The organism is Streptosporangium sp. G12 (assembly GCF_052983175.1).
In genome coordinates, this window is the sequence record NZ_JBRIQO010000039.1 from 47,839 (window position 1) to 68,573 (window position 20,735).

The 20,735-nt window shown below is 71.3% G+C and carries 21 protein-coding genes; 10 read left to right on the forward strand and 11 right to left on the reverse strand.

The features are described from left to right. Positions 1 to 46: 46 nt before the first annotated feature. The 5 genes from ACVCAG_RS41035 (at position 47) to ACVCAG_RS41055 (ending at position 5,662) form a co-directional block, all read left to right on the forward strand. On the forward strand, positions 47 to 1,207 hold the full coding sequence (locus tag ACVCAG_RS41035) for an aminotransferase class I/II-fold pyridoxal phosphate-dependent enzyme (RefSeq protein WP_440088576.1): 1,161 nt from the start codon (positions 47 to 49) through the stop codon (positions 1,205 to 1,207). Then, complete coding sequence (locus ACVCAG_RS41040; protein ID WP_350976883.1) at positions 1,204 to 1,923, forward strand: GntR family transcriptional regulator; 720 nt, start codon at positions 1,204 to 1,206, stop codon at positions 1,921 to 1,923. The genes ACVCAG_RS41035 and ACVCAG_RS41040 overlap by 4 nt, the downstream gene beginning before the upstream one ends. Positions 1,924 to 2,004: 81 nt before the next feature. Then, positions 2,005 to 2,727, forward strand: a complete 723-nt coding sequence (gene bioD, locus ACVCAG_RS41045; protein WP_440088577.1) for a dethiobiotin synthase — start codon at positions 2,005 to 2,007, stop codon at positions 2,725 to 2,727. Between the two features lie 39 nt (positions 2,728 to 2,766). Next, complete coding sequence (gene bioB / locus ACVCAG_RS41050) at positions 2,767 to 3,762, forward strand: biotin synthase BioB (protein WP_440088579.1); 996 nt, start codon at positions 2,767 to 2,769, stop codon at positions 3,760 to 3,762. A 247-nt stretch (positions 3,763 to 4,009) separates the two neighbouring features. After that, a complete protein-coding gene (locus tag ACVCAG_RS41055) occupies positions 4,010 to 5,662 on the forward strand; it encodes an acetolactate synthase (protein WP_440088580.1) in 1,653 nt (550 codons plus the stop codon). A gap of 102 nt (positions 5,663 to 5,764) precedes the next feature. Here ACVCAG_RS41055 and ACVCAG_RS41060 read toward each other — a convergent pair whose 3' ends face one another. Together ACVCAG_RS41060 and bsaP are read right to left on the reverse strand one after the other, a co-directional pair. Continuing rightward, the gene (locus ACVCAG_RS41060) at positions 5,765 to 7,558 is read right to left on the reverse strand and encodes a serine/threonine protein kinase (RefSeq protein ID WP_440088582.1); all 1,794 of its coding nucleotides are present in this window, start codon (positions 7,556 to 7,558) and stop codon (positions 5,765 to 5,767) included. A gap of 324 nt (positions 7,559 to 7,882) precedes the next feature. Then, positions 7,883 to 8,092, reverse strand: coding sequence for a biotin synthase auxiliary protein BsaP (gene bsaP, locus ACVCAG_RS41065; RefSeq protein WP_440073019.1), 210 nt, complete (start codon positions 8,090 to 8,092; stop codon positions 7,883 to 7,885). On the opposite strand from bsaP, the gene ACVCAG_RS41070 reads away from it, so the two are divergent. Beyond that, positions 8,091 to 8,489: a thioesterase family protein gene (locus tag ACVCAG_RS41070; protein WP_440088584.1), complete on the forward strand. Its 399-nt coding sequence runs from the start codon at positions 8,091 to 8,093 to the stop codon at positions 8,487 to 8,489. The genes bsaP and ACVCAG_RS41070 overlap by 2 nt on opposite strands. On the opposite strand, the gene ACVCAG_RS41075 is transcribed toward ACVCAG_RS41070, so the two are convergent. The 6 genes from ACVCAG_RS41075 to ACVCAG_RS41100 form a co-directional block, all read right to left on the reverse strand. Further along, positions 8,479 to 8,691: a biotin/lipoyl-binding carrier protein gene (locus tag ACVCAG_RS41075; protein ID WP_440088585.1), complete on the reverse strand. Its 213-nt coding sequence runs from the start codon at positions 8,689 to 8,691 to the stop codon at positions 8,479 to 8,481. The genes ACVCAG_RS41070 and ACVCAG_RS41075 overlap by 11 nt on opposite strands. A gap of 172 nt (positions 8,692 to 8,863) precedes the next feature. Then, a complete protein-coding gene (locus ACVCAG_RS41080; protein WP_440088586.1) occupies positions 8,864 to 10,144 on the reverse strand; it encodes an HD domain-containing phosphohydrolase in 1,281 nt (426 codons plus the stop codon). Further along, positions 10,141 to 11,496 carry an HD domain-containing phosphohydrolase gene (locus ACVCAG_RS41085; RefSeq protein WP_440088588.1) on the reverse strand — a complete coding sequence of 452 codons (1,356 nt, stop codon included), beginning with the start codon at positions 11,494 to 11,496 and terminating at the stop codon, positions 10,141 to 10,143. Before ACVCAG_RS41085 ends, ACVCAG_RS41080 begins: the two co-directional genes overlap by 4 nt. Before the next feature lie 228 nt (positions 11,497 to 11,724). Beyond that, positions 11,725 to 12,669 (reverse strand): NAD-dependent epimerase/dehydratase family protein, encoded by a 945-nt coding sequence (locus tag ACVCAG_RS41090; RefSeq protein ID WP_440088589.1) that lies wholly within the window; start codon positions 12,667 to 12,669, stop codon positions 11,725 to 11,727. Positions 12,670 to 12,720: 51 nt separating this feature from the next. After that, positions 12,721 to 12,987, reverse strand: a complete 267-nt coding sequence (rsrA, locus tag ACVCAG_RS41095) for a mycothiol system anti-sigma-R factor (protein ID WP_440088590.1) — start codon at positions 12,985 to 12,987, stop codon at positions 12,721 to 12,723. A 64-nt stretch (positions 12,988 to 13,051) separates the two neighbouring features. Beyond that, positions 13,052 to 13,657, reverse strand: coding sequence for a sigma-70 family RNA polymerase sigma factor (locus ACVCAG_RS41100; protein ID WP_440088592.1), 606 nt, complete (start codon positions 13,655 to 13,657; stop codon positions 13,052 to 13,054). Positions 13,658 to 13,945: 288 nt separating this feature from the next. On the opposite strand from ACVCAG_RS41100, the gene ACVCAG_RS41105 reads away from it, so the two are divergent. Beyond that, entirely contained in the window at positions 13,946 to 14,683 is a 738-nt protein-coding gene (locus ACVCAG_RS41105; RefSeq protein ID WP_440088593.1) for a methyltransferase domain-containing protein, read from the forward strand. 42 nt (positions 14,684 to 14,725) lie between these two features. Here the strand turns inward: ACVCAG_RS41105 and ACVCAG_RS41110 are convergent, their stop codons facing one another. Together ACVCAG_RS41110 and ACVCAG_RS41115 are read right to left on the reverse strand one after the other, a co-directional pair. Next, entirely contained in the window at positions 14,726 to 15,064 is a 339-nt protein-coding gene (locus ACVCAG_RS41110; protein WP_362697709.1) for a TraR/DksA family transcriptional regulator, read from the reverse strand. Positions 15,065 to 15,338: 274 nt separating this feature from the next. Then, the gene (locus ACVCAG_RS41115; RefSeq protein ID WP_440088594.1) at positions 15,339 to 16,076 is read right to left on the reverse strand and encodes an SOS response-associated peptidase family protein; all 738 of its coding nucleotides are present in this window, start codon (positions 16,074 to 16,076) and stop codon (positions 15,339 to 15,341) included. A 205-nt stretch (positions 16,077 to 16,281) separates the two neighbouring features. Here ACVCAG_RS41115 and aroA point away from each other — a divergent pair, with 205 nt between their 5' ends. Continuing rightward, positions 16,282 to 17,559: a 3-phosphoshikimate 1-carboxyvinyltransferase gene (gene aroA / locus ACVCAG_RS41120; RefSeq protein ID WP_440088595.1), complete on the forward strand. Its 1,278-nt coding sequence runs from the start codon at positions 16,282 to 16,284 to the stop codon at positions 17,557 to 17,559. A 76-nt stretch (positions 17,560 to 17,635) separates the two neighbouring features. Beyond that, positions 17,636 to 18,694: a ribosome small subunit-dependent GTPase A gene (gene rsgA / locus ACVCAG_RS41125; RefSeq protein ID WP_440088611.1), complete on the forward strand. Its 1,059-nt coding sequence runs from the start codon at positions 17,636 to 17,638 to the stop codon at positions 18,692 to 18,694. 136 nt (positions 18,695 to 18,830) lie between these two features. Here rsgA and ACVCAG_RS41130 read toward each other — a convergent pair whose 3' ends face one another. Next, positions 18,831 to 19,274 carry a DUF4442 domain-containing protein gene (locus tag ACVCAG_RS41130; RefSeq protein ID WP_440073031.1) on the reverse strand — a complete coding sequence of 148 codons (444 nt, stop codon included), beginning with the start codon at positions 19,272 to 19,274 and terminating at the stop codon, positions 18,831 to 18,833. 139 nt (positions 19,275 to 19,413) lie between these two features. Between ACVCAG_RS41130 and hisN the strand changes: the two genes are divergently transcribed. Then, positions 19,414 to 20,217, forward strand: coding sequence for a histidinol-phosphatase (gene hisN / locus ACVCAG_RS41135; protein ID WP_440088597.1), 804 nt, complete (start codon positions 19,414 to 19,416; stop codon positions 20,215 to 20,217). The last annotated feature ends 518 nt before the right edge of the window (positions 20,218 to 20,735 follow it).

Here is a 20,735-nt window from a genome sequence, read left to right on the forward strand (position 1 = left end):
AGGCCCGAACGCGAATCGGGTGAGTCCGGCTGGAAAGATGCCGCTTATGGAGCAGACCCCCGACCCGCTGGCCCGGTTCCGCACGGCGGCGGCCACGAGGGAGGCGGCAGGGCTGCGGCGGGTCCTGCGCGCCCGCGCCCCCGACGACGACGGCCTGATCGACCTGGCCTCCAACGACTACCTCGGCCTGGCCAGGGACGAGCGGCTGGTCGAGGCGGCCGTGGCGGCCACGCGAGAGTGGGGTACCGGCTCCACCGGTTCCCGCCTGGTCACGGGCTCCACGGCCCTCCACGCGCGCCTGGAGACGCGCCTGCGCGCCTTCGCCGGAGCGCAGGATGCCCTGGTGTTCTCCTCCGGCTACCTGGCCAACCTGGCCGCCGTCGCGGCCCTGGGCAGGGACGCCCTGGTGGTCTCGGACGCGGGCAACCACGCGTCGATCGTGGACGCCTGCCGGCTGTCGCGCTCGCGGGTCGTGGTCACCCCGCACAAGGACGTGGCGGCCGTGGAGAAGGCGCTGGCCGGCCGGGACGAGGAGCACGCGATCGTGGTCACCGACGCGGTCTTCTCCGTGGACGGCGACCTCGCCCCGCTCGCGGGATTGCACGCGGCGGCGGTGCGGCAGGGCGCGCTGCTGGTCGTCGACGAGGCCCACTCGATCGGGGTCGTCGGCGCTCGCGGGCAGGGCGCGGTGCACGCCGCCGGGCTCGCGGCCGAACCGGGCGTTGTGAGAACGATCACACTGTCCAAATCCCTGGGATCGCAGGGCGGGGCCGTGCTGGGCGCCCCCGAGGTGATCCAGACCCTCGTCGACACGGGACGCTCGTTCATCTTCGACACCGGATTGGCACCGGGCAGCGTTGCGGCGGCACTCGCCGCCGTCGATATCCTTCACCATCAGCCCGAACTGCCCGGACGCGTGCGAACCAGGGCGAGGGAGCTGGCCGCGATGGCCCGCGATCTCGGCCTGGAGACCGGCGATCCGGCGGGTGCGGTCGTCCCCATCGTGCTCGGCCCACCCGAGACCGCGCTTCGGGCCGCCCTCATCTGCGCGGAACACGGGGTGCGCGCCGGATGCTTCCGGCCGCCCTCGGTGCCGGTCGGCCGCTCTTGTCTGCGGTTGACGGCACGGGCCAATCTGAGTTCCGATGATCTAGCGGTGATCCGGGGTGCACTCACCGCCGTGGCCGAGATGAAGGTGACCATGTGAGCGACGACTCCCCGAGGATCCCGAAGTACTACGACGTCAAACGTAGCCTGCTCACCCTCACCAAGAGCCTGCCCGCGGGCAGCGCCCTGCCGCCGGAACGGGCCCTCGCGGTCCGCTTCGAGACGTCGCGCACGACCGTGCGCCAGGCCCTGTCCGAGCTCGTGGTCGAGGGCCGCCTGGTGCGCATCCAGGGCAAGGGGACGTTCGTCGCGCAGCCCAAGGTCGCCCAGGTCCTCCAGCTGACCTCCTACACCGGGAACCTGAGGACCGCCGGCCTCGAACCCGACACCAAGATCCTCGACACCAGTTACGTCACCGCCGACGAGCCGCTGGCCCGCCGCCTGGCCATCAACGCCGGTGGCCGCGTACTGCGCATCCACCGCCTGCGCCTGGCCAACGGCGAGCCGATGTCGATCGACACCACCCACCTGTCGGCCCGGCGCTTCCCCCGCCTCCGGCGGGAGCTCGAGGTGCACTCCTCGCTGTACGAGACGCTGTACAACGCGTACAACGTGCGGCTGACCGACGCCGAGGAGATCATAGAGACCGTGCTGGCCACCCCGTACGACGCGCAGGTGCTCGGCGTCGACGTCGGCCTGCCGATGCTCCTGCTCACCCGGCACGCCTTCGACGCGGACGGCAACCCGGTCGAGTGGGCCCAGTCCCTGTACCGGGGAGACCGCTACAAGTTCGTCACCCGCCTGCGCCGCCCCTGACCCGGCCCCCGACGCCCACGACGGCGCCGGGCCGTGCGGACGCACGCGCCCGCGCGGTCCCGCCCGCCTAAGGTGAGACGGGTGAGCATTCTCGTGGTCACCGGGACCGACACCGGGGTGGGGAAGACGGTCGTCACCGCGGCGGTGGCCGCGCTCGCCAGGGAGCGGGGCTCCTCGGTGGCGGTGGTGAAGCCCGCGCAGACCGGGGTGTCCGGTGCCGAGCCGGGCGACGTGGACGACGTCATCCGGCTGTCCGGGGTACGCACGACCTTCGAGCTGGCCAGGTACCCCGCCGCGCTGTCCCCCGCCGCGGCGGCGCGCCTGTCCGGCCTGCCGCCGGTCTCCGTCACGCGGGCGGCGGCCCGGATCAAGGAGCTGGCCGACTCGCACCGGCTGGTGATCGTCGAGGGGGCGGGCGGGCTGCTCGTCCGCTTCGACGAGGAGGGGGCGACCCTCGCCGACCTCGCCCGGGCGCTCTCGGCCCAGGTGCTCCTGGTGACCAGGGCCGGGCTGGGCACGCTCAACCACACCGCGCTGACGCTGGAGGCGATGGCCCACCGAGGGCTGGAGCCCGCCGGAGTGGTGATCGGCTCCTGGCCGGCCGAACCCGGCCTCGCCGAGCGGAGCAACGTGGCGGACCTGGAGATGCTGGCCGCCCGGCCGCTGGCGGGCGCCCTCCCGGAGGGGGCCGGGTCGCTGGAGCGCGACGCCTTCGCCCGCGCGGCCCGCGCGGGACTGGGCCCGGCGCTGGGCGGCGGCTTCGACCCCCCTTCCTTCCGCGCCACCCTTAGGCTTTCCCCGTAGCCGGAGCCGCGGAGTTCCTCTCCACACTGGAGGTATTTGATGAGCGACATCCTCGAGATCGCCCGGACCCAGGTGCTGGAGGAGGGACGCGGCCTCGACGCGGCGCAGGCGCTGCGCTGCCTGGAGCTGCCCGACGACCGCCTGGCCGAGCTGCTGGCCCTCGCCCACGAGGTGCGGATGAAGTGGTGCGGTCCGGAGGTGGAGGTCGAGGGGATCGTCTCCCTCAAGACCGGCGGCTGCCCGGAGGACTGCCACTTCTGCTCGCAGTCGGGGCAGTTCTCCTCCCCGGTCCGCGCCGTCTGGCTGGACATCCCCTCGCTGGTCGAGGCCGCCAGGGAGACCGCGGCGACGGGAGCCACCGAGTTCTGCATCGTGGCCGCCGTACGGGGCCCCGACCGGCGGCTGATGGACCAGGTCCGCCAGGGTGTGAAGGCGATCCGCGAGGCGGTCGACATCAACGTCGCGTGCTCGCTGGGCATGCTCACCCAGGAGCAGGTGGACGAGCTGGCCGAGATGGGCGTGCACCGCTACAACCACAACCTGGAGACCGCGAGGTCGCACTTCGGCAAGGTCGTCACCACCCACACCTGGGAGGAGCGCTGGGACACCTGCCTGATGGTGCGCGAGGCCGGGATGGAACTGTGCTGCGGCGGCATCGTGGGCATGGGCGAGACGCGGGAGCAGCGCGCCGAGTTCGCCGGGCAGCTCGGCGAGCTGGCGCCCGACGAGGTCCCGCTGAACTTCCTCAACCCGCGTCCCGGCACCCCCTTCGCGTCCTTCCCGCTGCTGGAGGGGTCGGAGGCGCTGCGGACGATCGCCACCTTCAGGCTCGCGCTGCCCCGCACGATCCTGCGCTACGCGGGGGGCCGCGAGCTGACCCTGGGCGACCTGGGCACCCGTGACGGCATGCTCGGCGGCATCAACGCGATCATCGTGGGCAACTACCTGACCACCCTGGGCCGTACGGCCGAGGCCGACCTCGGCCTGCTGGTGGACCTCAAGATGCCCATCAAGGCGCTCTCCGACACCCTCTGAGCCCCGCGAAGGCTCCTCGCGAGAGACGCGAGGGGCCTCGCGAGCCGGCGGTCACCCCGGCGGGCCCGCGCTCCGGCCCGTACCCGATCCCCCGCCGGTCCCGTGCGGCCCGCACGGGCTCGCCACCAGGTGTTGCACGGCCTATTTCCGGATAGACGCGATATGCGACGGCCGCATTAGGCGAAGGGATCTGGGCAGGGAGAACAATCCCTGTCCGGCTAAGTGACTGACTGGTAGGTTGCGCGATATGGAGTCTCCCAAGCACGCAGGTGACATAGCGGTCGCCGTCTCCAAGGCATACGGCATCGAGACCATGTTCACCCTGTCCGGCGGGCACGTCTTCCCGCTCTACGACGGTGCGGTCCACGAGGGCATGCCCATCCTGGACGTCCGCCACGAGCAGAGTGCCGTCTTCGCCGCCGAGGCGACCGCGCGGCTGACACGCAAACCCGGGCTGGCCGTGCTCACCGCGGGCCCCGGCATCACCAACGGCGTCAGCGGGGTGGCCACCGCGCACTTCAACGGGTCCCCCGTGGTGGTCATGGGAGGCCGCGCCCCGCAGTCGCGCTGGGGGTCGGGCGCGCTGCAGGAGATCGACCACCCGCCGCTGTTCGCGCCCATCACCAAGCTGGCCTTCACCGGCTCCGGCGCCGACTCCGTCGCGCAGGACGTGGAGATGGCCTTCCGCACGGCCCTCGCCCCGCACCGCGGTCCCGTCTTCCTCGACTTCCACATGGACCACCTCTTCTCGGCCGCGCCCGCGCTCGAGGAGGCCCCCGAGACGCTGACCCCGTCGCCGCTGGAGCCCGACCCCGAGGCGCTGGCCACGATCGCTCAGCTGATCGCCGAGGCCCAGCACCCGGTGCTGGTGCTCGGCTCGGACGTGTGGATGGACCGTGCCGAGGAGGTCGCCAGGAGCTTCGTCGAGGAGTACCGCCTGCCGGTCATCCCCAACGGCCAGGGCCGCGGCATCCTGCCCGCCGGTCACGAGCTGCTGGTCACCCGAGCCAGGGGGATGGCGTTCTCGCAGGCCGACCTGGTGATCGTGGCGGGCGCCCCGATCGACTTCCGCCTCGGCTACGGCTGGTTCGGCGGCAAGGACGGCGCCCCGCTCGCCAAGGTCGTGCACCTGGCCGACGCGCCGTCGCAGCTGACCACGCACATGGATCCCGCGGCCGTCGCCGCCGGCGACCTCTCGCTGCTCTTCTGGAGCCTCGGCGCGGCCTGTGCCAACGCGGGCGTCTCCCCCAAGACCTACGCGCCCTGGGTGACGCAGCTGTCCGAGGCCGCCTCGGCCGCCATCGCCGCCGACACCGCCCTGCTGGAGTCCGCGTCCGACCCGATCCACCCGATGCGGATCTACGGGGAGCTGAGCAAGATCCTCGCCGACGACGCCGTGGTGATCGGCGACGGCGGCGACTTCGTCTCGTACGCGGGCAAGTACGTCGAGCCGCGGCAGCCGGGCAACTGGCTCGACCCGGGCCCGTACGGCTGCCTGGGCACCGGCCTGGGCTACGCCATCGCCGCCAGGATCGCCCGTCCCTCCTCACAGGTGGTGCTGCTGCTCGGCGACGGCGCGGCCGGCTTCTCGCTGATGGACGTGGACACGCTCGTACGACACCGCCTGCCCGTCGTGATGATCTGCGGCAACAACGGCATGTGGGGCCTGGAGAAGCACCCCATGCAGATGCTCTACGGCTACGACGTGGCCGCCGAGCTGCAGCCGCAGTGCCGCTACGACCAGGTGGTGACCGCCCTCGGCGGCGGCGGCGAGCTCGTCACCGACCCGTCGGAGATCGGCCCGGCCCTGCGCCGCGCGTTCGACTCCGGCATCCCCTACATGGTCAACATCGCCACCGACCCCTCGGTGGCCTACCCCCGGCACACCACGGGCATCTAGGAGAGCGCCACCGGGCTCGCGCACGAGGACCGGAAGGTCCGCGGCGCGAGCCGGTCGTCACACCACGCGGGACCGTGGCCTGCCGGTCGTCACCTGGCGAGACTAGGGCTTGCCGGTCGGCGTCGCGGAGGGCGTCGGCGGGCAGTCGGCGATGGCGGCGATGATCTCCACCGGCTTGGACGGGTCCCACATCGTGCCCCCGCCCGGGCGGGACTCGACGATCTGGGTGCAGTTCTCCGGCTTGACGTCGGCGCTGTAGGAGAGCGTCACCTTGAAACCCGCCTGCTTGAGCGTCGCGCTCGCCGTCTCCGGCTTCATGCCGACGGTGTCCGGGACACTCCTCTTCGGCTTCGGAGTCGGGGTCGGCGTGGGGGTGGGAGTCGGTTTCGGCGTCTTCGTCGCCGTCGTCGGGGTGGGGGTCGGTGACTTCTCATCCGGAGTGGGCTCCGGGGTGGGCCGGGTGTTCCCCTGCCCGCGCGTCACTCTCGGAGTTGGCGACGTCGTCTTGCGGGGGGGCTTCCTCGTCCCCGTCTTCTTCGTCTCACCGACGTCGGGCGTGGCCACCGGGTGCTTCATGGAATCGATGGTCGACGCCTCCCGGGAGGCAGCCATGCCGTTGATCGCCACCGCGACGAGGCCGGCGCACATCACGGCCGCGACCGCCGACGCCGCGACCAGCCCGCTCTTGCTCCGCGGCTTCCGCGCGGCACGGCGGCCACGGCCCTGCCCGCCCGCCTCGACGGCCGCCCCGGCTCCCGCCGTCGGCGCGGTGAAGTGCTGCGAGCCTCCCTGCCAGCCGCCGGTCGACGCCTGCGATCCCTGCCAGTTTCCGGTCGGCGCCTGGGCGTCCTGCCAGCCGCCGGCGGGGCTCTGAGCGCCCTGCCAGCCCGTTTGGGGCGTGGCCGATCCCTGGCCCTGCCAGCCGGTCTGCCCCTGCGAGCCTGCCTGCGGAGCCTGTGACTGCCAGCCGGTCTGCCCTTGCGGACCCGCCTGGGGAGCCTGCGCCTGCCAGCCGGTCTCCGGCGGCGCGGCCTGCTGCGCGGACGACAGCGTGTCGCCGCCCTCCGTGCCGAAGGCCGCCTGCCTGGCGGCGGCGCTCATGGCCGCGGCGCTGGGAAAGCGCCGGGCCGGATCCTTGGCGAGGGAGCGCTCCACAAGCGCGCGAACCGCGGGCGGAATGTCCGGCGGCAGCGGCGGCGGCGCCTCGCGGATGTGCTTGAGCGCGATGGTGACGGGCGTGTCGCCGTCGAACGGGCGCTGCCCGGCCAGGCACTCGTACGCCACCACGCCCAGCGCGTAGATGTCCACGGCGGGTGTGACGGGCGCACCCTCGGCCTGCTCGGGCGCGCAGTAGGCGGCGGTGCCGAGCACCATGCCCGCGTCCGTGAGTCGGCTCGCGGTGTCGGACCTCGCGATGCCGAAGTCGGTGAGCACGAGCGTGCCGTCCGAACGCACCAGCAGGTTGCCCGGCTTGATGTCCCGGTGGACGATGCCCTGGTCGTGGACCGCCTGCAGTGCCGAGGCCGCCTGGGCGATGAGGTCCATCGCGGCCCCTGGAGCGATCCTTCGCAGCCGCCCGAGCAGGCGGTCGAGCGGCTCGCCGTCGACGAACTTCATCACCAGGTATGCCGTCGCCCCCGCGCCAGGCACCTCGTGAACCCCGTAGTCGTACACGTCGACGACCCCGGGGTGGTTGATCGTCGCCATCGCCCGGGCCTCACCCTGGAAGCGAACCAGGAAGCCCGGATCGTCGGTACGGCCCGGAAGCAGCACCTTTACGGCGACAGTGCGGGCCAGGACGATGTCCTCGCCCTTCCACACCTCGCCCATACCGCCGGCGCCGATGCGGGTGCTTAGGCGATACCGCCCCGCCAGCGTCGTGCCTTGGGCCACCATGACTCCCCCGTAACCCTCTCCACTCCTACCTCAGAGCTCTCAACAAAGCGCACCCGTATCGCGGCACCGTCACAGCGCTGTAACGAAACCCTGCATGCCAGATGGCTCACAAACGAGACGCGTGCCGTAGCATCGCACAAAACCCGGCGCTTTTGGGCGTACTTGTGCACCTTGCAGGCCCTTGTGTCCAGGGCCACTCGGGAGTCACGCAGGAAACAGCCAACCCGGGTGCCACGGCGTCACCCCGAGATATCCGGGGTGAACTCCCTAAAACCCTACAAGGGTACGCAAAAAACACCTAAGCCGGGGTGAAACCGGCCGGTGTCAACCGCTCGTCGTGCCGTGCTCGGCGCAGCGCGCGGACCAGCCGCCGGGGGTCACCTGCACCACCATCCGGCGGCGGCAGCGGGAACAGTAACGGGGCGGCTCCATCGCACGGGCCGCCAGGCACGCGGCGTGGTCGGCCTCGCCCTCCGGGCGCCCGCAGTGGTCGCAGTACGGGGTCACGGGACCAGACCCTATGCTGACGCGCATGACGCTCGCTCCCGGTCTGCAGGCACGGCTTCTCATCATGGTGGAAAGGGAGGACACCGCGACGAAGGTCGGCAGCGGTGACGTGCCGGTGCTGGCGACTCCCCGCCTGCTCGCCTTCGCCGAGCGGGCCACCGTCCAGGCGATCGCGGGCGCCCTGGCCCCGGGCCAGACCTCCGTGGGCACCCGGGTCTCCCTGGAGCACCTGGAGGCCAGCCCGATCGGCACGCACGTCGAGATCGCCGTCGAGCTCACCGAGGTCGACGGGCGCCGCCTGGTCTTCGGCTTCACCGCCCGCGACCGGAAGGCCCTCGTCGCCTCGGGAACGATCGAGCGCGTCGTCGTCGACCGCGAGCGCTTCCTCGCCCGGCTCGTCAGCGACGACGGGACTACTCGATGACGGCGATCAGGTCGCCCTCCTGGATGACGTCGCCATCGGCGACCTGAAGCCTGGCGATCACGCCGCCCTCCTCGGCGAGAACCGGGATCTCCATCTTCATCGACTCGAGGATGACCACGGGGTCGCCTTCCTCGACGGGGTCCCCCTCGGCCACGAGGATCTTCCAGACGTTCGCCACCATCTCGGCGCGGATCTCAGCCACCGGAAACTCCCATCGTTCAACGTTCTTCAACTGTGCCAGACAGAGCCGATCACGTCCGTATACGGACCGCCAGTTCCGTGTCGCGGTTTTCGCCGACGAGTTCCGGCCGTTCCGGCGACCCGGCGTAGAACGGAGGAACCGCCCGGGATCCTCCGCGTAGCCCGCGTGAGGCCTAGAGACGGTGAATCGGGGCCAGCCTGTCGATCACCCGGGCCATCGCCTCCACGACCGTCGGGTCGTACTCCCGGCCCACGCCGAGCCGGAGCCGTTCCAGGGCGGCACCCGCCCGGTCGCGGTCGCTGGAACCACCGACGAGATCGTCGTAGGCGTTGGCCGCCTTGATGATGCGGCTGGCCATCGGAGGCTGCTCCGCGCAGGTGTCGCACTGGCGGCGGACGATCTCGGCCACCCGGTCCAGCACCCCGGTCTGCTTGATCACCTCCGCGCCCAGCTCGGCGATGCGCCGCGCCTGCTCGGGGTCGGTGAGGACCGTGGCGCCGCCGGGAATGGGATCGCGCAACGACAGCTGGCCGATGTCGTGCATGAGCGCGGCGTACTCCAGCTCCAGCAGCTCGGGCTCCGCCGTGCCGAGCTCCCGCCCGACCGCCACCGACAGGCGGCTCACCCGGCGGGAGTGCCCCGGCTCGACGTACCCGCCGACCTCGGTGACCCGCGCCAGCGCCCGTACGGTCTGCAGGTAGGTCGCCCTGATCCCGGCGTACTTGCGGAAGGCGACCTGGGTGACCAGCAGCGGCGCGGCGAAGACCAGCAGCGCGGTCATGCCCATGCTGTGCGAGGCGAGCGCGAGCAGGATGCCCGAGGCGGCGACGGCGGCCCCCAGCGGCGCGGCCATCCACAGCTCGTCGTGGACGGCCACCCTGAGAGCGGCACGCACCTGCTCGGCCCGCAGCACGGCGGCCAGCAGCACGTCGACCACCACCATGAGCAGGATGAACAGGGCCATCACGCCGAGCGCGGGCCACCAGCCGCTCTCCCCGCCCCTGGCCAGGTCGAACAACGGCCCGGCCAGGGGCCGGTAGGCCAGCGCGAGCAGGGCGCCGGTGAAGAGCCTGCGTGCCATCCCGTCCAGCTGGGGCGGGCGGCCCACCGCGAGGTGCGGCAGCGCCCCCGCGACCATGCCGGCCGCCAGCACCGCGACGACCTGCAGCGCCGAATGCTCCGCGGGAACGCCGCCCATGTCCAGCAGGAGCGTGTAACCGAGCGCGGCCGCCGCGCCGATCGGCGCCACCTCCCTGTTGCCGGGCATGGTGAGCCTGGCCAGCTCCCCGATCGCGATCAGCGCGCCGAAGGCGACGGCGATCTGGGGGTCGAGCAGGCCGGTCGCGGCCGTGTGGGCCACCCCGGCCACCGCCAGGAGCCCCGCCGCGCAGATCAGCAGGAGCTGGCCCGAGTCGAGCGTCTGGAAAACCCGGTTGGCGCCGGAGCCGTTCATCGCTCGGACACCACCTGGATGGGCACGGTCGGGTCGTCGTGGTCCTTCGCCGTGGTCTCCGACACGTCGACCGGGGGCGTGACGACCGTGCGCGGCGGCTCCCAGCCGTCACGGTCGACGGCCTTGACGAAGGCGACCACCATCACCGGGTCGAACTGGGTGCCGGCGCCCTTGCGCAGCTCGGCCATCGCCACCTCGCGCGAGCGGGCGTTGCGGTAGGAGCGGTCGGAGGTCATCGAGTCGAAGGCGTCGGCCACCGCGATGATCCTGGCGAACTCCGGGATCTCGTCCCCCGCCAGGCCCATCGGGTAACCCTTGCCGTCCTGCCGCTCGTGGTGGTGCATGATCCCGGCGAACGCCTCGTCCAGGAAGTCGATGCCGCGCACGATCTCCAGCCCGCGCATCGGATGGAGCTGGATGGCCGCGAACTCCTCCTCGCTGAGCGGGCCGTCCTTTTGCAGCACCTTGGTCGGCACGCCCAGCTTGCCGACGTCGTGCAGCATCCCGGCGTAGCGGATCGCGCGCAGCCGCTCGGACCCCATGCCGATCTCCTCGGCGATCATTCCGGCGGCCAGGGAGACGCGGGTGCAGTGGCCGCGCGTGTAGTAGTCCTTGGTCTCCACGGCCTGGCAGAGCGCGGCGATCGTCGCGTCGTAGGAGCGCTGCTGCGCGAGGTACTGGCCGAAGGCCCAGCGGGCCACGAAGAGCGGAAGCAGCACGAGCACCGCGGAGATCGAGCTGACCGTGGCCCACAGCCCGGCGATCAGCAGCCCGAAGGTGGCGTAGCCGAAGTAGGAGACCATGAACTGCGCCACGCCCCGCAACGGCACCTGGTCGGCCTGGCCGGTGAGCTTCAGCACGATCGCGATCAGGACGAAGTTGAGGGGCACGAAGACGGCCGCCGCGCCCGCGAACGGCACGATGATGGCGTCGAACCCGTCGATGGTCGGCACCCCGGACCTGCCGCCGAGCCACACGTAGACCCGGCCCGCGACATAGCCGCAGATCGCGAACTGGGCGCTGTTGAACAGCCGCTTCACCAGCGGCAGGCCGGGCCGCACGCTGAACATGGCCGTCATGCCGACCAGCGCCGCCCCCTCGGGGCCGAGCAGCACCACCGCGGCGAGCACGGCGGAGAAGCTGACCGACACCGCGGCCTGCCGGACGTGCAGCAGGGTGGGCACCGACTCGCACACCAGGAACAGCAGGGCCAGCACCATGAGGTTGGACCAGTCGAGCGGATCCAGCCGGCCGTCCTCGGCCACGTTGTATCCGAGCAGCGCGAACGCGGCTCCGATGACAAGGATCAGATAGACCTTGGCAAACCACGGCAGTCCACGCAAAGCGGCCACCCTAGTGTTCCTAAAGGGCGCGTGCTCAGGTCCAGGAAATCCCAGGAAAGACCGGGGTGACCGTTTCCTTTAACATGCGCTGCCTCCACGTCGATTTCGCACCCAGGCTATCGAAGCGAACCTGCTCAGGAGAGCGAGACGACCAATCGCAAGCAAAGCGTAATCAAGCAATCACCGGCCGCCATCGATGCCCGGGCCCGCCCAGGGGCGCCTCGGTGGCCTGCGCCGTCACAGGCTCGCGAGCCTGGTCCTCGCCCAGTCGACGGTGCTCTTCAGCCCGACGGCCAGATCCGTCTGGGGACGCCAGCCGATCCCCTCGAACGCGGGGGCCGGGTCGACGGCCATCGCGGGGAGATCGCCCAGGCGGGTGGGAGCCTCGCCCGGCGCGTCGGCGACACCGGCCGCCTCCGCGACCAGGGAGTGCAGCCTCCGGTCGGTGGTCTGGACGCCGGTGCCCAGGTTGAAACGGCCGCCGCCGCCCTCGGTGCCGCAGGCGCGGGCGAAACCGTCCACCACGTCGTCGACGAAGATGTAGTCGCGAGTCTGGGAGCCGTCGCCGTACACCACCGTGGGGGTGCCGTTGAGCAGCGCGTCGGTGAAGATGGCGACCACCCCCGCCTCGCCGTCGGGCGACTGGCGCGGGCCGTAGACGTTGGAGAGCACCAGCGTGGTGTAGTCGATGCCGTGCAGCGCCTTGAACGTGGCCAGGTAGGTCTCCGCGCTCAGCTTGGAGGCGGCGTACGGGGAGCGCGGGTCGGTCGCCGCGCCGCCGGGGACCGGGATGACCGCGGGCCTGCCGTACACCGCGACCGAGGAGGCGAAGACGACCTTGCGGGTGCCTCCGTGGTGGGCCGCCGTCAGGACCGACGCGGTGCCCTCGACGTTGAGCCGGGCGTCGTGGACCGGGTCGGCCACGCTCTTGCGCACGCTGATCTGCGCGGCGAGATGGCAGACGACCTCGGGCCTCCACTCGGCGGCCAGGCCGATCAGGGCCGGGTCACGGATGTCCATCACGTGCAGGGCGAACAGGGGACTCTCCGCGGCGCGGGCCAGGTTGCCCCGGTCGCCGCCCGACAGGTCGTCCACGACCGCGACCTCGTGCCCGTCGGCCAGCAGCCGGTCGACGAGGGTGGATCCGATGAATCCCGCCCCGCCGGTCACGAGTATGCGCATGGTGAACCCCCATCGTCGTATGGCCAAGGCCGTACGAGAGATCCTAGGAGGTCAGCGAGCCAGTTCGGAGCGCACCTGGTCGATACGGCTGAGCACCTTGGCCCGCAGGTCGGCCGAGGCCTGGTCACAGCCGCAGTGCTTGGCGACGAGTTGCTTGACGACCTGCTCCAGGCCGTACTCCTCCAGGCAGGGGTGGCACTCGTCCAGGTGCTCGCGGATGTCGGCGCAGTTGCCCTCGTCGAGCTCGCCGTCCAGGTAGGTGTAGACCTTGTCCAGGACCTCGCGACAGTCGGTGTCGTGGTGGTCGCCGCAGCTCATGCGATCACCCGGCCCCGGGGCAGGGAGCCCGTGCCGGCGGGCTCGTCTTTCCTGTCTCGCTCGTTCACTTCGCACCCTCCGCGGGAACCAGGCCACGCTCGCGGGCGTAGTCCTCAAGTTGGGTCCGCAGCTGGCGGCGGCCACGGTGCAGCCGCGACATCACGGTCCCGATGGGGGTCCCCATGATGTCGGCGATCTCCTTGTACGGGAAGCCCTCGACGTCGGCGAGGTAGACCGCGATGCGGAACTCCTCGGGGAGCGCGGCCAGCGCCCGCTTCACGTCGGTGTCGGGGAGGTGTTCGAGCGCCTCGATCTCCGCCGACTTCAGCCCGGCCGAGGTGTGCGACTCGGCCCTGGCCAGCTGCCAGTCCTCGATCTCCTCGGTGCCCGACTGCTTGGGCTCCCGCTGCTTCTTGCGGTAACTGTTGATGAAAGTGTTCGTCAGGATCCGGTAAAGCCAGGCCTTGAGGTTCGTGCCTTGCTGGAACTGGTGAAAGGACGCGAAGGCCTTCGCGAAGGTCTCCTGAAGAAGGTCCTCGGCGTCCGCGGGGTTCCGGGTCATCCGAAGCGCGGCGGAGTAGAGCTGGTCGAGATAGGGCATGACATCCCGCTCGAACCGTGTGCTCCGCTGCTCCAGAGTCTCCTCGTCTGTCGCAGGGACCTGACCCACCCCCTTAAGATCGCCGGAGTCCTGCTGACGCGGGACACCGTACTGAGCGGAGAATACCCGCTCGTCAGGGATAGGCCGATCACCGGGGCGGGTGACGGGTTCGATCAAGGCGAGCATCTGCTTGCCAACCTCCGAAAGGATCGTGCGTTGTCCGCTTGCAACACACCCGCACTGCCATCTGTTCCCGCAAGATAGAAGGTGACGAACGACCCGGTACGGGGAAAAAGAAGGTACGTACCGGTAGGTAGTTGAAAGACCACCGGATCCTCCCGACGCCAGGAGCTGCTTGTGCTGCCCATCCCGGCCGAAGAGCTGAACGGCTCAGGTGCGCTCGGGCCGTACTGGACCTTTTACCACGCGGTCGTGGCCGAGCAACTGAGCCGATGGCTGCCGGAAACCCCGTCCACCGTCCTCGACATGTCCTGCGGCGACGGCCGCTGGGCCGTCCAGGCGGCGAAGGCGGGACACCGGGTGATCGAGGTGGTCGACTTCCGCAGGCCCACGAACGGTCAGCCGCTGCACGACATCTCCAAGGTCAGCCAGGTACGCGCCGACGACCTGCGTTTCCTGCCCGACTGCAGCGTGGACGCCGTGCTCGCCGAGGAGCGGGCGATGTCGGTGGAGCTGATGGCCGAATCCGCGATCGGCGACGTCGCCAGGGTCCTGCGTCCCGGCGGCCGGGCGCTGGTCTGCGTCGACTCCCTGGTGCTGGGGATGGCGATACTCGCCGAGCAGAACTACTGGGCCCATCTGCGCCAGACCGGCGAGGTCATGCTCGTGCCCTGGCCCGACGGCAGCATCACCCGGTGCTTCAGCAGCGCCCAGCTGCGCGAGCTGCTCACCGACGCCGGACTTGAGGTCGAGTGGATACGACCCCGCACGGTGCTGTCCCCCTCCACGGTCGACCACGTGCTCGCCTCCGACTCCCGGGCGCTCGCCTGGCTGGTCAACACGGAGCTGGACGCCCACCCGGACGACGACGACACGGTGGGCATCCACCTGGTGGCCAGCGCCCGGCGCCCCTGAGGCCCGGTGGCCGCACCCCTGGGGCGCGGCCACCGGGCGGGCTCAGCGCCTGCGCTCGCGCCGGGACTGGCACGGCACGCAGCGGGCCGCCTCCGGCCGCGCCTCCAGCCTGCTCTCGGGGACCGGCGCCCCGCAGTCCGCGCAGAGGCCGTAACCTCCCTCGTCCATCCGTCTGAGCGCCTCCAGCACCGAGCGCCGGTGCCGGGTGGCCACCTCCAGCAGGGCCCGGTTGCGATCGGAGTCGGTCAGGTCGGAGCCGGCGTCGGCCGGGGACCGATCCCGTTCCCGTACGGCGGGGGAGTCCCCGCGAAGCACTCCGATGGACCGGTCGAGTTCGGCGAGCATGCTCTTCAGGCGCTCGCGCGCGGTCGCGACATCCACGAATCCGCACCTCCGGGAAGCCGGGGCGGCCTGTGTGGGGATCCCCGGCTCTCCCGTCAGGCGCAAAAAAAGGGGGCTCTGTGACGGCGATCTCGTGACCTCGTCATCGCACTGATACGCCACTCCGCCACGAGGAATCGCTTTCCTCACCGGATGCCCACTTGGCGAAAGTTTTACACCGGATCACCCGGCGCTTTCGGAAAGGGCGTGGCCGCCGCCCTCGCCCGCGGCCTCGAATCACCCGGCGCTCCCGAAGAAGCGCCCGGCCGTCGCCCTACGCCTCCTTCATCGGCTCGACGAGCTCCGGGCTGTTGTTGCGCACCGAGTTGACGGCGGTGGAGACCGGATGGATCTCCAGTCCCGTGGAGCCCGCCGGGATCAGGAACCCCTGCGCGTCGGGCACCCCGGGGTCGAGCCACTCGCCCCAGCGGTCGCGCTCGATCAGCATCGGCATCCGGTCGTGGACCCTGCCCGCCTCGTCCACGGCGTCGGTCGTGATGATCGTGCAGGTCACCAGCCAGGAGAGCGGGTCGTCGTCGTCCCGGCCCCGGTCCCGCCAGAACTCGTACAGTCCCGCCATCGCCATCACGCCACCGTCGGCGGGGCGGACGAAGTAGGGCTGCTTCTTCGGCTTCCCCTTGGCGTCCTTCTCGTCCAGCACGACCCACTCGTAGTAGCCGTCGGCCGGGATCAGGCACCTGCGCTCGGCGAACGCCTTGCGGTAGGCGGGCTTCTCCGCCACCGTCTCCACCCGCGCGTTGATCATCTTCGAGCCGATGGACGGGTCCTTCGCCCAGGCAGGGACCAGCCCCCAGCGGACCACGCGAAGCTGCCTGACCGGCCGGCCTTCCGGTTCGGCCTTCGGCACCCGGCTCATCACCGCGTACACCGGTTTCGTGGGCGCGACGTTGTAGTCGGGCCTGAGTTCCTCGTCGGCCGCTCCGTCGAGCTCGACCTGGAACTCCTCCAGCAACTCCTGCTTGGCCCGCGCAGACGCGTATCTTCCGCACATCTCTCCACTTTCCCACGCCACGACGCACCGGGGAGTCCCCAACCCCGTTTTCCGATCTTGCCGCGCCCTCCCGGCGGTGCCGCCGGGTGTCGCGGTGACGACGCCTTACCCGGCCTACCCGGCTCCTCACCTCACCGATCGCGCCGCCCTTCCGCACCCGGGCACGGAAGGGCGGCGCGGGGCGGGCAACGGTAGGCTTTCGACCATGTCCGCTCCGCTGTGGCCCGCGCCGACCGCGACCGAACCCGTCCGCGCGACCGTCCCCCTGCCCGGGTCGAAGTCCGTGACCAACCGCGCGCTGCTGCTCGCCGCGCTGGCCGAGGGACCCGGCACGGTACGCCTGGCGCTGCGCAGCCGCGACGCCGACCTGATGGCGGACGCGCTGCGGGCGCTGGGCGCGACGATGGTCCCCTCCAACGAGAGCGCCTCCAGCGTCGACTGGGCGATCACGCCCGGCCCCGTCACCGGCGGGGCCCGCATCGACGTGGGGCTGGCGGGCACGGTCATGCGCTTCGTGCCGCCGATGGCGGCGCTGGCCAGGGGCGAGGTCTTCTTCGACGGCGATCCGCACGCCCGCAAGCGCCCGATGGGCCCGATCCTGCGCGCGCTGCGCGCCCTCGGCGCCGAGGTGACGGGCGACGCGCTGCCGTTCACGGTGCGGGGACCGCTGGCCGGCGGCGAGGTCAGGCTCGACGCGTCCGGCTCGTCGCAGTTCCTCTCCGGCCTGCTGCTGGCGGCGGCGCGCTTCGAGAAGGGCGTGACGGTACGCCACGAGGGCCCGCCGATCCCCTCGCAGCCGCACATCCGGATGACCGTCCAGATGCTTCGCGAGTTCGGCGTCGTGGTGGACGACTCCGAGCCCGACGTCTGGCGGGTCGAGCCCGGCCCCATCGGGGCGAGGGACTTCACGGTGGAGCCCGACCTGTCCAACGCGGCGCCCTTCCTGTCCGCCGCCATGGTGACCGGCGGCACGGTCACCATCCCCGACTGGCCCGCGCGGACGACCCAGCCGGGTGACCAGCTCCGCACGCTGCTGGCCGGCATGGGCGCCTCGGTGGAGCACACGCCCGAGGGCCTGGCGGTCACCGGCACCGGGCGGATCAGCGGCATCGAGGCGGACCTGCGCGACGTGGCCGAGCTGACCCCGACGATCGCCGCGCTGGCCGCTCTCGCGAGCTCCCCCAGCAGGATCGGCGGCGTCGCCCACATCCGCGGGCACGAGACCGACCGGCTGGCCGCCCTGGTCGCCGAGATCAACGGCCTCGGCGGCGACGCGAACGAGACCGAGGACGGCCTGGAGATCAGGCCCCGCCCGCTCACCGGCGGGGTGTTCCACTCCTACGCCGACCACCGGATGGCCACCGCCGGAGCGGTGATCGGGCTGGCCGTGCCCGGCGTCGAGGTGGAGGACATCGCCACCACGGGTAAGACCCTCCCCGAGTTCGCCTCCATGTGGGCGGACATGCTGCGCGGCGTGCGGTGAGGGGCGACCGGTCGGCACGGTCGACAGGCCTCGCGTCCCTTCTCGGGGGCACACCGGGCCGGACAAGGCGGAGAAACTGAGAAAGCGCGAGTACGACGAGGACGACGTCAGGGTCAGGCCGGGGAAGGGATCCCGGCCCCGGACCCGGATCCGCCCTGCCCACGAGGACGCGATCCCGGCGTTCGTGGTGGCCGTCGACCGCGGCCGCTACACGTGCCTGGTCGAGTCGGCGGGTGAGAAGGGCCGTCGCCGCAAGAAGGACCACGCGGAGGGCGCCGCGATGAGCGGCAGGGTCGTGGTCGCCATGAAGGCGCGCGAGCTGGGCCGCAAGGGCATCGTGGTCGGCGACCGGGTGGCCCTGGTGGGCGACGTCTCCGGCATGGCCGACACGCTGGCCCGCGTCGTGCGGGTGGAGCCCCGCACCTCCATGCTCCGCCGCTCCGCGGACGACACCGACAACACCGACGGCATCGAGCGTCCCGTGGTCGCCAACGCCGACCAGCTCGTCATCGTGACGGCCCTGGCCGACCCGCCGCCCCGGCCCCGCATGATCGACCGGATGCTCGTCGCGGCCTTCGACGCCGACATCGACCCGATGCTCTGCCTCACCAAGTCCGACCTCGCCTCACCCGACGAGCTGGTCTCGCTGTACGACCCTCTCGGGGTGCCGTACGTGGTGGTCCAGAAGGGGGGCGGCCTGGAAGAGGTGCGAGAGCGCCTGAAGGGCCGGATCAGCGTGCTCGTCGGCCATTCGGGAGTGGGCAAGTCGACGCTGGTCAACGCCCTGGTGCCGGATGCCAACCGGGCCGTCTCCCACGTGAACGCGGTGACCGGCCGGGGTCGTCACACCTCCACGTCGGCCGTCGCCCTGGAACTGCCGGAGGGCGGCTGGATCATCGACACCCCGGGAGTGCGCAGCTTCGGGCTGGCCCACGTCTCGGTGGAGACGGTCCTGGCGGGCTTCCCCGACCTGATCGAGGGCACCATCCAGTGTCCGAAGGGCTGCAACCACCTTTCCGAGGAGTGCGCCCTGGACGCCTGGGTGGCGGCCGGGCACGCCGACCCGGCCCGGCTCGCCTCCCTGCGCCGCCTGCTCGCCAGCCGCGAGGGCGCCTCCGACGACGACCAGTCGTGAGGGCAGGCCGGAGACGGGACCGAGGCTCGGCGAAGCGGACGAACGGCCGGCGAGGCTCGCCGCGACGCGCCGTCACCAGGTCGCCGTCACCGGGCTGCCGTCGCCGTCAGTGGGGCATCGGCGGTTCGACACGGCGTCAGCGGTTCAACCGGAAGGCCCAGGCGACGGTCATCTCGGACACGAGGGTGCCGTCGGCGGTCCTGATCTCGACGGCGACGTCGAACTCGGGGCGCTCTCCCGCGTCCAGCGTGGCCACGACCTCCTCGCGGGAGGCCCGGAGGCGGGCCTCCGCGACGACCTCGCCCTTCGCGAGCTTCAGATAGCGGATCGCCGCGCTCTTGGCCAGCGGGGTGGCCCGTGACAGCTGGTCGCCGAAGGTGGAGATCATGGCCGCGCCGGAGGCCGTCTCCGCGACGCTGAACAGGGCCCCTGCGTGCGGGCCTCCCACGTGGTTGTGCAGATCGGCCCGGTCGGCCATCCGGGCGACGGCGAAGCCCGGTTCCACCTTGTCGAACGAGATACCCAGCGTCCTGGCGAACGGGACGCTCTGCAGCATGAACTCACCCACGTCAAAGGTCATACCGGAATGCTACTCGCCAGTAACACCGATGCCAACGGATGTTTCACGCGGTATCCGAGCCTGGTGGGACGCGACACGATTGTTCCGCTTGCTCCCTGATCTCCGCCATTCGGCCGTCGACGCGATAGCGTTGGCGCCCGTGACGGGTTACAACGACGATCTTCGCCTCGCGCATGTCATGGCCGACGCCGCCGACGATCTGACCATGCGCCGGTTCAAGTCCATGGACCTGCGGGTGGAGACCAAACCCGACCTCACACCGGTGAGCGACGCCGACCAGGCCGCCGAGGAGGCGATCCGCGCCGCACTCGGCCGGGCCAGGCCGCGCGACGCCGTGATCGGCGAGGAGTTCGGCGCGAGCGGCCACGGCGACCGCTCGTGGATCATCGACCCGATCGACGGCACCAAGAACTACGTGCGCGGAGTGCCCGTCTGGGCCACCCTCATCGCCCTGATGGATCAGGGCCGCGTCGTCGTGGGCCTGGTCTCCGCTCCCGCCCTCGGCCGCCGCTGGTGGGCCGCCCGCGACAGCGGCGCCTGGACCGGCAAGAGCCTCACCAAGGCCACGCGGTGCCAGGTCTCCTCCGTCACCAACCTCGAGGACGCCTCGTTCTCCTACTCCAGCATCAGCGGCTGGGAGGAGGCCGGAAAGCTCGACGCGTTCCTCGACCTGAACCGCTCCGTCTGGCGTAGCCGCGCCTACGGCGACTTCTGGTCGCACATGCTGGTCGCCGAGGGCGCGGCCGACGTGTCGGCGGAACCTGAGCTCTCCCCCTGGGACATCGCGGCGCTGACCGTGATCGTCGAGGAGGCGGGCGGTATCTGGACCGACCTGTCGGGCGTGCCCGACGTCGACGGCGGCAGCCTGCTGTGCAGCAACGGCCCCCTGCACGGCGAGGTCCTCAAACGCCTCGGCAGCGGACCGCTGACCCTCCCTGCCTAGCGATCCGCCCAGCGACCCGTCACCCGCTCCGCCCCCTGCCCAGAGGCCTGTCACCCGCCCCTGTCCCCGCCCAGCGGCCTCTCACCTGCCCCTTGACGGCCTCGCCCACCCCGCTCGGCGATCCTGTCACCCGCCCGCTCGCCGGCCTGCCCCCACCCGGGAGCGTCCACGCGCGGCTCCGTTCCGGGCCGCGCCGGACATCCGGCCGCGTTACCTGCCGCCGGATGTCGGGAAGGTGAACACATCGGCACGTCCGCGAGGACGGCGGCCGGACACGGGAACGTTCCGGCGGGAGGGCTCTCGCACCGGGCCACGCCCGGACCAGGGAGTCTCCGAGGCCCAGCCCACCGGGCCTACCGGACCGGAAACCGAGCGTAAAATCCCGTCTAAGTTCCGGTATTCACATCCGTGGGCCTACCTCTTCCGGCCCCGGTCATGGCTCGTTTCATTTCCGTTCACTTTGCCCCACTTTCATCGGAGGCATCGAGAACAGATCTCACTACGGAGAAGGAACATAC

What these genes read in the sequence shown, in the direction of transcription:
- ACVCAG_RS41080 (WP_440088586.1), bottom strand. Translation starts at nt 10,144, where the DNA reads ATGAACGGCTCCGGCGCCAACCGGGTTTTCCAGACGCTCGACTCGGGC.
- ACVCAG_RS41130 (WP_440073031.1), bottom strand. Translation starts at nt 19,274, where the DNA reads ATGACCTTTGACGTGGGTGAGTTCATGCTGCAGAGCGTCCCGTTCGCC.
- ACVCAG_RS41035 (WP_440088576.1), top strand. Translation starts at nt 47, where the DNA reads ATGGAGCAGACCCCCGACCCGCTGGCCCGGTTCCGCACGGCGGCGGCC.
- ACVCAG_RS41115 (WP_440088594.1), bottom strand. Translation starts at nt 16,076, where the DNA reads ATGTGCGGAAGATACGCGTCTGCGCGGGCCAAGCAGGAGTTGCTGGAG.
- ACVCAG_RS41090 (WP_440088589.1), bottom strand. Translation starts at nt 12,669, where the DNA reads ATGCGCATACTCGTGACCGGCGGGGCGGGATTCATCGGATCCACCCTC.
- bioB (WP_440088579.1), top strand. Translation starts at nt 2,767, where the DNA reads ATGAGCGACATCCTCGAGATCGCCCGGACCCAGGTGCTGGAGGAGGGA.
- ACVCAG_RS41060 (WP_440088582.1), bottom strand. Translation starts at nt 7,558, where the DNA reads ATGGTGGCCCAAGGCACGACGCTGGCGGGGCGGTATCGCCTAAGCACC.
- rsrA (WP_440088590.1), bottom strand. Translation starts at nt 12,987, where the DNA reads ATGAGCTGCGGCGACCACCACGACACCGACTGTCGCGAGGTCCTGGAC.
- ACVCAG_RS41070 (WP_440088584.1), top strand. Translation starts at nt 8,091, where the DNA reads ATGACGCTCGCTCCCGGTCTGCAGGCACGGCTTCTCATCATGGTGGAA.
- bsaP (WP_440073019.1), bottom strand. Translation starts at nt 8,092, where the DNA reads ATGCGCGTCAGCATAGGGTCTGGTCCCGTGACCCCGTACTGCGACCAC.
- ACVCAG_RS41055 (WP_440088580.1), top strand. Translation starts at nt 4,010, where the DNA reads ATGGAGTCTCCCAAGCACGCAGGTGACATAGCGGTCGCCGTCTCCAAG.
- aroA (WP_440088595.1), top strand. Translation starts at nt 16,282, where the DNA reads ATGTCCGCTCCGCTGTGGCCCGCGCCGACCGCGACCGAACCCGTCCGC.